Consider the following 8,001-nt stretch of genomic DNA (forward strand, 5'->3'; position numbering starts at 1 on the left):
GTGCCATGGAACGAGGCAACAGCAAGCACAGTCCGCGCGTCGACGAGCAGATGCGTCAGGAAGTCCTGGGCACGGCCCAGATCTCGGTGACGGTGTGGAAGGTGACGCCGTCCGGGAGGGTGTCCAGGTCCGCCAGCACGTCGTCGGGCGCGTCGAGCGTCTCCGCGCTGCGTCGCAGGGCGTCGCGGTCACCCGGCATGGCCGACATGCCGATGTAGCGTCCGAAGCGGCTGAGGGCGTTCGCCGACTCCGCCTCCAGCGTCCGCGTAGACTCCGGCTGGTCCTCGCCCGCCGGCTCGGCCATCTTCCACTCTTCGGCCCGGCCACCGGCGATACCCTGGACCGTGCCCAGGACTTCCTGACGCATCTGCTCGTCGACGCGCGGACTGTGCTTGCTGTTGCCTCGTTCCATGGCACTTCCTTCCTGGCTGAGGCACCCTGGTTTCCCCGCTGAATGACCGGTAAACGGCTGTTTCGGCGGCCGGCGAGGCCCGGGTGTATGGCGGCCCCGACCCGGCGCGGACCACGGATACCCGGCGGCGCCGCGGTCATCGGCGCGGGGCCGGAGTCCTGTTTGTTTCCTGCCCGTTCGGGAACGTCGAGCGCATGACCGAGGAAAGCGCTCGCTACGACCGCACCGGCACGGATGAACCCGACGGCACGCCGGCCTTCGCCGCCTCGCTGCGACCGCCGGGCGAGTCCTTGACCACGGCACCGAACGGTGGGGACGACCTCGCACCCGATGAGGACGACGGCGGGTCGACGCCGGTCGAGGGCCGGGCCGGATACGACGCGGATGCGGTCTCCGGTGACACCGACGAGTACCGACCCGATTGACCGCCCGTTCGGCGAGCAGGCGAGGCGGCCGGCGTCCGGGTGGTGTAGAACCTGCCGAACGGGGCAGTCGCGGTCGTGGCTGGATCGTCGCGATCGTTGTCCTATCATCCGGCTCTGGATGGTGTCCGAGCCCTGTCCGTCGCCGCGGTCCTGCTGTTCACGGTGGTGTCGGCGCCTTCGGCGGTGGTTTCCTCGGTGTGGAAGCGTTCTTCGGGCTCTTCGGTTTCCTGATCACCTCCCTGTTGCTTGCTGAACATCAGCGGTCCGGGCGCATCGATCTGCCGGCCTTCTGGGCGCGCCGGGCGCGCCGGGCGCGCCGGGCGCGCCGGTTGCTGCCGGCGTTGCTGCTCCTCCTCGGCGTTGTGGTGGTCGTAGGCCGCTGGACGTTGCCCGCCGAGGAGCTGCCGGCCCTGCGCCTGGATGTCCTGGCCGCGATCGCCTATGTCGCCAACTGGCGGATGATGAGTCGCGGCGGCGGCTACTTCGCCGAGACGGCGGCGCCGTCCGGGCCGATGACCGGCCGGCTGCTCGGTGGGTTCGCCGGCGCCGGCGCCGGTGTTACCGGCTGGCTGTGGGTCAACGCCGACGGCGCCGATCCGTGGCTGTACCCCGGCGGCCTCGCCGCCGCGGCGCTTGCCGTCGTCGCCATCCTCGCCCACGCCGTGTTGTGCCCCCCGCTCGCCGACGGCGCGGTTGCTGGCCATCGCCCTCCTGGTCTGGCTCGGGCGAATCTCGTACGGCATCTACCTGTGGCACTGGCCGCTGTTCCAGTGGCTGAACGCCGAACGTGTCGGCCTGACCGGTCCAGGTCTGCTGGCGGCACGATGCGGGGCCACCCTGGCTGTCGCCACGGGCGCCGCCGGCGTGACGGCCGCCGTCGTCCGGTCGGGCCGCCGGTGAACCGCTGAGCGGAAACGACCCCACACGCACAAGGAGCGCGGTGAGGAGGACACCCCCCAGGGGTGGCAAGTGATGAGCGGGCGCCCGACCTGCGACGTCATCGCGTCCACGGTGCGACGTAGAGGGCCGGATTTCGCTCAGTCATGGTCACCGTACGCGCGCCGGCCGCATGCCGATCATTCCTGTCATTCTCCGCACCCGTTTGGCCGGCGGTCCTCCGGGTAGACGGGTCTCTCCCCATCGAGGAGGCGCCATGACCGAGAGCAAGATCGAACACGGAGCGGCCGAGGACGGTGCCGGAGTGCCGGTCACCCCGACCGATGTCGACGCGAGCCGCACGCCGCCGAGCGAGCCGTCCGACCCGGCCGCGCGGGCAGAACAAGAGAAGGCGCGTGCTCAGGACGACAAGGAGCGCTGACCGACCGGCCCGCTGGAACCGGTAGTTTGATGGAAAATCCGCCGAGAAGCCGACCCCGCAGAAGGGCGCGGAGGAGGACCGGCGGGAGGTGTGCAGTCAGTGGCGAGGCCTGTTTTGGGGGTGGCTCGGCAGACCTCGAATCAAGTGACCATCCGGTTGGCGCTGGAGGTTGCACGTAGCTGACCTCAGGATCGCGTGCCACGCGCATCAGGCGCCGCTCACGGGGTATCCCGACCACGTGCAAAGGTCTGGGACGACTGCCTCGCCGACGCAACGGCTGGCCTCCTACCGGCACAAGCGCGACTTCGGCCGGACGCCGGAGCCTGCGGGCTCCACCGCCGCAGCGGGTGCCGCACCGGTCCGGCGCTTTGTGGTGCAGCGGCACCGGGCGCGCCGACTGCATTACGACTTCCGGCTGGAGATCGACGGTGTCCTGGTCAGCTGGGCGGTGCCGAAGGGCCCGACCCTGGATGCGGGGGTGCGCCGGGCGGCGTTCCACGTGGAGGACCATCCGCTGGAGTACGTCGACTTCGAGGGCGTCATCCCGGCCGGGGAGTACGGCGGCGGTGACGTGATCGTCTGGGACGCCGGCACCTGGACACCGCATGCCCACCGGGTACGGGACACGACCGACCCGGCCGCCGCGGTCGCCGCGGGTGAGCTGCACCTGGACCTGTACGGCGAGAAGTTGCGCGGCCGGTTCGTGCTGGTCCGGACCAGGGCCGGGCGCTCCGGTAAGGAGGACTGGCTTCTGCTGCACAAGCACGACGAGTATGCGGTGCCGGGCTGGGATGCCGAGGATCATCCGCAGTCGGTGCTGACCGGTCGCACCAATGATCAGGTCAAGGCCGACCCGGACCGGTTATGGCGCTCCGGCGTACCCGCAAGCCGGGCCTCCGTGTCCCTCAAGCCCGCGCCGGTCGCGCCGGCGGACGCCGGCGATCTGGCCGCGCTCGATGCGCTTCCGGCCGGCGGTTCCTGGGCGGTCTTCGGACGTGAGCTTCGGGTCACGAACCTCGACAAGGTGCTCTTTCCGGCCCGGCCCGGCGAGGAACCGGTCACCAAACGAGACCTGCTGCGTTACACCGCGCGAATCGCCCCCGTGGCGCTGCCTTACCTGGCCGGCCGGGCGATCAACCTGCATCGGTACCCGGACGGCGCGGGCAGCAAGGGCTTCTGGCACAAGGAACTGCCGGAGCACGCGCCGCGGTGGCTGCCCCGCTGGGACAACCCGGACGCCGACCCCGGCGAAACCCGTACCTACCTAGTGGTCGACGAGCCGGCGGCGCTGATCTGGGCGGCGAACTTCGGCGGCCTGGAGTGGCACGCCTGGACCTCGACGACGGGCGCGCCGCACCTGCCGACGTACGCGCTGATTGATCTTGATCCGGGCAGTGCGACGAGCTGGGACGACCTGCTGACCCTGGCCCGGCTGCACCGCACCGCGTTCGAGCATCTCGGCGTGACCGCCCGGCCGAAGGTCACCGGGCGCCGCGGCATCCAGATCTGGGTGCCGATCGCTCCCGGTCCCAGCTTTGACGAGACGCGGGCCTGGGTCGAGCGGCTGTCCCGCACGGTCGGCGCCGTCGTGCCGGAACTGGTGAGCTGGAAATGGCAGAAGAGTGACCGGGGTGGCCTGGCCCGCCTGGACTACACCCAGAACGCCGTGAACAAGACCCTGGTCGCGCCGTACAGCCCGCGGCCGGCGGCGGGCGCGCCGGTGTCCGCGCCGATCACCTGGGCGGAACTCGATGATCCCGGGCTGCGGCCCGACGGCTTCACCATCCGTACGGTCCTGCCGCGCCTGGACACGCACGGCGACCTGTTCGACGCCGTGCTCGATCATCCTCAGCGCCTGCCACGGCTGGACTGAGCAGCCGTTGCGCGCCACGTCCTCCGGCAGGGCGAGGAGGTACTTGGGGCGTACCCCGGCTCCCGGCCGGTCATGCCTGTGATCTGTTGTCGGCGGGGAGTGACGGGCGCGTGGGTCGGCTCGCGTTCCGGACGCGGCCTTGCGCCGGGTGCGATCCGCGGAGCAGCTCGATCGAGAGGTATTCCGCGATGGTCGCCGCGGGGCCGTACTCCTCGATGTCACGGATCGCCGATTCCAGCGTCCGGACGAATTCGGGGTCGTCACCGAGGTCGCCGAAGATGTCGCGTTCGCCGAGCAGGGGCCGGGGGTCGGCGCCTTTGGCGACGGCGAGGGATTGCAGGATGTCCTTGCGGGAATCCTTGATCTCGATGGGGTTGCCGCTCACGTCGTGGCCCTGCAGGTAGCGGCACCATCCAGCAACGGCCAGGGTCAGCAGCTTTGTCGGCCGACCCTCGGCGCGGGCGGCCATCAGCGACGGCAGCAGGTAGGCGGGCATCTTGGTGGAGCCGCGACCGCACAGACGGGAAGCTGGTCGCTGATCCGGTTGGCAGTCGATCTCCCCCACCAGAGGCTTGAGCTGGTCACCACGGTCAACGGCAACACCGACGTGGACACCTCGACGCTGCTCGCCCTGGACCTGTTGCAGCGGCTCGGGAGATCGGACATCCCGGTGGTCAAAGGCGCTCGCACGCCGTTGCTGCGGCCGGTGCATGACCATCCCGCGCGGGACCGGGTCGCCGGCGTGCGGGAGCGGCTGCCCACCACAAGCCGGCACCGGGCCGGGCCGCCACCGCGATCATCGAACACGTCATGGCCAACCCGGGGGAGATCACCCTGGTGGCGATCGGCCCGCTCACCAACGACGCCGTGGCGATGGCCCTCGAGCCGGCGCTCACCGCAGCGGTCAAGCAGATCCTCGTCATGGGCGGCGTCTTCCTGCGGACCACCACGGCGCTGTCCATGCCGGGAGAGTTCAACGTCTGGGTAGACCCGGAGGCGACCGCGATCGTGCTCAACAGCGGTGCCCCGCTGCGCTTCATCGGTCTCGACGTCACGCTGCAGGTCCAGCTGAACCGCGCGGAACCCGACCGGCTTCACGCGACCGGGCGGCCGTTCGCCTCGTACGCAGGCGAGTGCGCGCACGCCTGGATCGACTACCTGCGGACGGCGTACAAGACGCGGCGGAGATCGCGGGAGGATGCACGCAAGTCGTGGGGTTCATTGTTGTTCGGTGAGGACCGCGTTTGCGGTGTCGATCAGGGAGTTCCCGGTGTCAATGGCGCGTAGCCGCAGGGTGGCGTAGGCGCGGTCGGGGGTGCCGTGTTGCTCGGCGATGATGATGCCGATGGCTTGCTGGATGATCGCCCGGACGGCGAACGCGATGGTCAGCCCGTTGACCAGTTCGGCCCCGCCGGGATCCAGATCGGGGCTGGTGAGCCCGTCTCCGTCGTAGGTGGCCAGGACCGCGGCGGTCAAAGCGGCCATCGTGGTGGAGTCATGGCCGTAGAGATTGAGGGCGGCGATCGCTTGTCCGCGCCCGGCGAACAGGGGGATGGACAGCGAGGCGTGTAGTCCGAGGCGGTGGGCGGTGTCGCGGAAGCCGGGCCAGCGCATCGTCGCGGTGATGTCGGGCACGGACAGCGGCCTTGCGGTCTCGAGGGCGTCAAGGCAGGGGCCGGTCTGGTCGGCGTACTGCGCCTGATCGACGGCGACGGCGATGTCATCGCTGGCCGCGACCGTGGTGTAGGCGTCTTCCTGCCGGGCGGTTACCGATGCGTAGCTGGCCGCGGCTATGAGTTGCGCGCTCAGTTGGGCGATCGTGATCAGGTCGTCTTCGATGCTGGAGTGGTCGTCGGGGGTGGCGGCGAGAGTGACGAGTCTGTCTCTCAACGGGCCTCTGCGCTGTGTGAGGGGTGGTGTCGGCCGCTGTTGCGTCATCCCATGGATCCCCTCACCCCGTGTCGCGGATGGCTGAGGTACCCGCCGTCGGCGCGTTCATGCCTCGGGATGCCAGAACGGCGTCCAGCCCGGTGATCCGGAAGACGCGGGCGCTGATCCCGTGGACACCGCGAACGGTGACGGCGCAGCCGGTGCCGTCGGCGATGTGCAGCGCGGCGAGGATCGTGTTGATCCCGGCCGCGCCGAGGAACTCCACCCGGCTCAGATCGCAGCACACCTGACAGTTCCGGCTGATGGCATCGGTCAAGGCGAGTTCCAGCAGTGGGGCGGTGTCCGCGTCGATGTCTCCGGCCACATCAACGACGACCAGCGGCGCGTCGCCCGGGCCGCCGGTGCGCTCGGTGTGGCGCGAGATGGTGGCCAGGACCGTGCCGTCGGCACCGGTCACCGTGCCCGTGGCCTGCAACGATGCCCCTCGGTCGGGAACGTCCGAGTGATCGCTGGCCGGCCCGGCCATCGGCGCAGAGGAAAAATGCTGCGAATAGGACAAAGATGCTCCCCGTCCACTCTGACAACAGAGAACGAGGGCGCACTGTTCGACCCTTGACCGCCAGTCTAACGCCGAACCGGCCAACGTCCTCCCGTAGGCGCGGGGTAATATTTTCCCTGGTGCAAAGGTTGCCGCCTCGGTCACTCAGGGGGTTCCGATGCCCTGGTGACCAGGGCGTTGGCGACGTCGCGCAGTTTGCGGTTGGTGTCCTGCGACAAGCGGCTGAGGATGGCGAATGCTTCCTCGGCGGTGCAGCGCCGGTCGCCCATGATGATGCCCTTGGCCTGTTCGATGATGGCCCGGTTCTCCATCGCCTTCTGCATGTGCACGGCCAGCGTCGCCTGCGTCTCGTACAGGTGGGAGTTGGCCAGCGCGACGGCGGCGTAGCCGGCGAACGTCTGCGCGAGGGTGACCGCGTCCTCGTCGAAGGCCTGCGGTTCGGTGGCGTAGATGTTCAACGCGCCGGTGACCCGCTCGTGCACCGGCAGGCCGATCGACAGGGAACTACCGGCGCCGGCTTCCTTGGCGGCGCGGCTCCAGTCGGGCCACCGGTCCTCGCTGCCGGTGTCCGGCACGGACAGCACGGCGGTGGCGGCGGCCGCGTCCAGACAGGGGCCGTAGCCGTGTTCGTACTGCACCTCGTCGAGCTGCAGTGCGAGATCGCCGGTGAACGCGGCCGTCTGTGCGACGTTCCCGTGCAGCAGGGTCACGCTGACCTCGTCGGCACCCGGGATCGTGCGTTTCGCCAGCTGGGCGATCTTGTCCAGCAGTGCGTCGACGTCGACGTCGGCGAGTCGGATGCGGCCGAGCTCGGCGAACGCCTCGTTCGGGTCCATGGGCTGGAGCTGCGTCATGAGCACACGTCCGTCTTTAGGGCGCATCCCCGGCCCGGTCACGGAGGGGCGGTGCGCGGATCACTGCAGAACTCCAGCTGGAGTCGGGACCCGCGCCGCTTTTTGACGCAATTTCTCATCGGCACCCAGGGAAGGCACCAAACCACAGGCACTCAGTATATCGCGACCCGGGCGACGGGGTCGTTTGGCGAAGTGCTGGTGCGGCGAGGCGGTGTGAAGGGCCTGACGGCCGGACCGGCCGTGTCGGCGATTTCGACGGCCGAGGTGAGTTCTGCCGGTCCGGGGGTATGCGGAAACATGCGTCTGTCAGTTCTCGATGTCGGGTCGAACGCCGTCAACATGGTGGTTGCGGACACGAACGTGGGCCACCGGGGTGACCTGCCGATGGTGGCGCACTCGTGGAAACGGCGGACCTTTCTGGCCGAGACCGTCCGGCGGGACGGCACGATCACGGCGGAAGGCCTGGGCCGCGTCGTCGCCGCGGTGGCCGCGGCCGCGAAGGAGGTCAGCCGGGCCGATGTCGATCAGCTCTTCGCGTACGCCACGGCCGCGGTCCGGGACGCACCGAACCGCGCGGAGGTGCTCGACGCGGTGGAGTCGGCCACCGGGATCCGCCTGGGCATGCTGTCCGGGGTGGAGGAGGCGAAGTTGACGTTCCTGGCGGCGCGGC

At 69.8% G+C, this 8,001-nt stretch carries 10 protein-coding genes and 3 pseudogenes; 7 read left to right on the top strand and 6 right to left on the bottom strand.

All coding sequences use genetic code 11. The features are described from left to right. Window positions 1-55: 55 nt before the first annotated feature. Window positions 56-412, bottom strand: a complete 357-nt coding sequence (locus AB0F10_RS42475) for a DUF2795 domain-containing protein (protein WP_360639380.1) — start codon at window positions 410-412, stop codon at window positions 56-58. 194 nt (window positions 413-606) lie between these two features. On the opposite strand from AB0F10_RS42475, the gene AB0F10_RS42480 reads away from it, so the two are divergent. After that, window positions 607-837, top strand: coding sequence for a hypothetical protein (locus AB0F10_RS42480; RefSeq protein ID WP_360639383.1), 231 nt, complete (start codon window positions 607-609; stop codon window positions 835-837). Between the two features lie 104 nt (window positions 838-941). Here the strand turns inward: AB0F10_RS42480 and AB0F10_RS42485 are convergent, their stop codons facing one another. Then, a complete protein-coding gene (locus AB0F10_RS42485; protein WP_360639386.1) occupies window positions 942-1,541 on the bottom strand; it encodes a hypothetical protein in 600 nt (199 codons plus the stop codon). On the opposite strand from AB0F10_RS42485, the gene AB0F10_RS42490 reads away from it, so the two are divergent. The 3 genes from AB0F10_RS42490 to AB0F10_RS42500 all read left to right on the top strand — a co-directional run bounded on the left by AB0F10_RS42490 (window position 1,531) and on the right by AB0F10_RS42500 (window position 4,028). Then, on the top strand, window positions 1,531-1,737 hold the full coding sequence (locus AB0F10_RS42490) for a hypothetical protein (protein ID WP_360639389.1): 207 nt from the start codon (window positions 1,531-1,533) through the stop codon (window positions 1,735-1,737). The two genes, AB0F10_RS42485 and AB0F10_RS42490, sit on opposite strands and share 11 nt — an antisense overlap. 253 nt (window positions 1,738-1,990) lie before the next feature. Continuing rightward, window positions 1,991-2,155 carry a hypothetical protein gene (locus tag AB0F10_RS42495; RefSeq protein ID WP_360639392.1) on the top strand — a complete coding sequence of 55 codons (165 nt, stop codon included), beginning with the start codon at window positions 1,991-1,993 and terminating at the stop codon, window positions 2,153-2,155. A 238-nt stretch (window positions 2,156-2,393) separates the two neighbouring features. Continuing rightward, window positions 2,394-4,028 (top strand): DNA polymerase ligase N-terminal domain-containing protein, encoded by a 1,635-nt coding sequence (locus tag AB0F10_RS42500; protein WP_360639395.1) that lies wholly within the window; start codon window positions 2,394-2,396, stop codon window positions 4,026-4,028. A gap of 70 nt (window positions 4,029-4,098) precedes the next feature. Here the strand turns inward: AB0F10_RS42500 and AB0F10_RS42505 are convergent, their stop codons facing one another. Then, entirely contained in the window at window positions 4,099-4,593 is a 495-nt protein-coding gene (locus AB0F10_RS42505) for a hypothetical protein (protein WP_360639398.1), read from the bottom strand. Here AB0F10_RS42505 and AB0F10_RS42510 point away from each other — a divergent pair. Beyond that, window positions 4,573-4,710: pseudogene (locus AB0F10_RS42510) on the top strand (hypothetical protein); the annotation flags it as partial. The gene AB0F10_RS42505 and the pseudogene AB0F10_RS42510 sit on opposite strands and share 21 nt — an antisense overlap. Window positions 4,711-4,799: 89 nt before the next feature. Beyond that, window positions 4,800-5,315 (top strand): annotated as a pseudogene (locus AB0F10_RS42515) (nucleoside hydrolase); the annotation flags it as partial. Here the strand turns inward: AB0F10_RS42515 and AB0F10_RS42520 are convergent. The 3 genes from AB0F10_RS42520 to AB0F10_RS42530 all read right to left on the bottom strand — a co-directional run bounded on the left by AB0F10_RS42520 (window position 5,247) and on the right by AB0F10_RS42530 (window position 7,331). Further along, a complete protein-coding gene (locus AB0F10_RS42520; RefSeq protein ID WP_360639401.1) occupies window positions 5,247-5,966 on the bottom strand; it encodes a GAF domain-containing protein in 720 nt (239 codons plus the stop codon). The pseudogene AB0F10_RS42515 and the gene AB0F10_RS42520 overlap by 69 nt on opposite strands. Window positions 5,967-5,979: 13 nt before the next feature. Next, window positions 5,980-6,393 carry an STAS domain-containing protein gene (locus AB0F10_RS42525; RefSeq protein WP_360639404.1) on the bottom strand — a complete coding sequence of 138 codons (414 nt, stop codon included), beginning with the start codon at window positions 6,391-6,393 and terminating at the stop codon, window positions 5,980-5,982. Window positions 6,394-6,617: 224 nt separating this feature from the next. Next, window positions 6,618-7,331 (bottom strand): GAF and ANTAR domain-containing protein, encoded by a 714-nt coding sequence (locus AB0F10_RS42530; RefSeq protein ID WP_360639407.1) that lies wholly within the window; start codon window positions 7,329-7,331, stop codon window positions 6,618-6,620. A 51-nt stretch (window positions 7,332-7,382) separates the two neighbouring features. On the opposite strand from AB0F10_RS42530, the pseudogene AB0F10_RS42535 reads away from it, so the two are divergent. Next, window positions 7,383-8,001, top strand: a pseudogene (locus tag AB0F10_RS42535) (hypothetical protein); the annotation flags it as partial.

Source organism: Actinoplanes sp. NPDC026623 (assembly GCF_040638275.1).
Classification (GTDB): domain Bacteria; phylum Actinomycetota; class Actinomycetes; order Mycobacteriales; family Micromonosporaceae; genus Actinoplanes.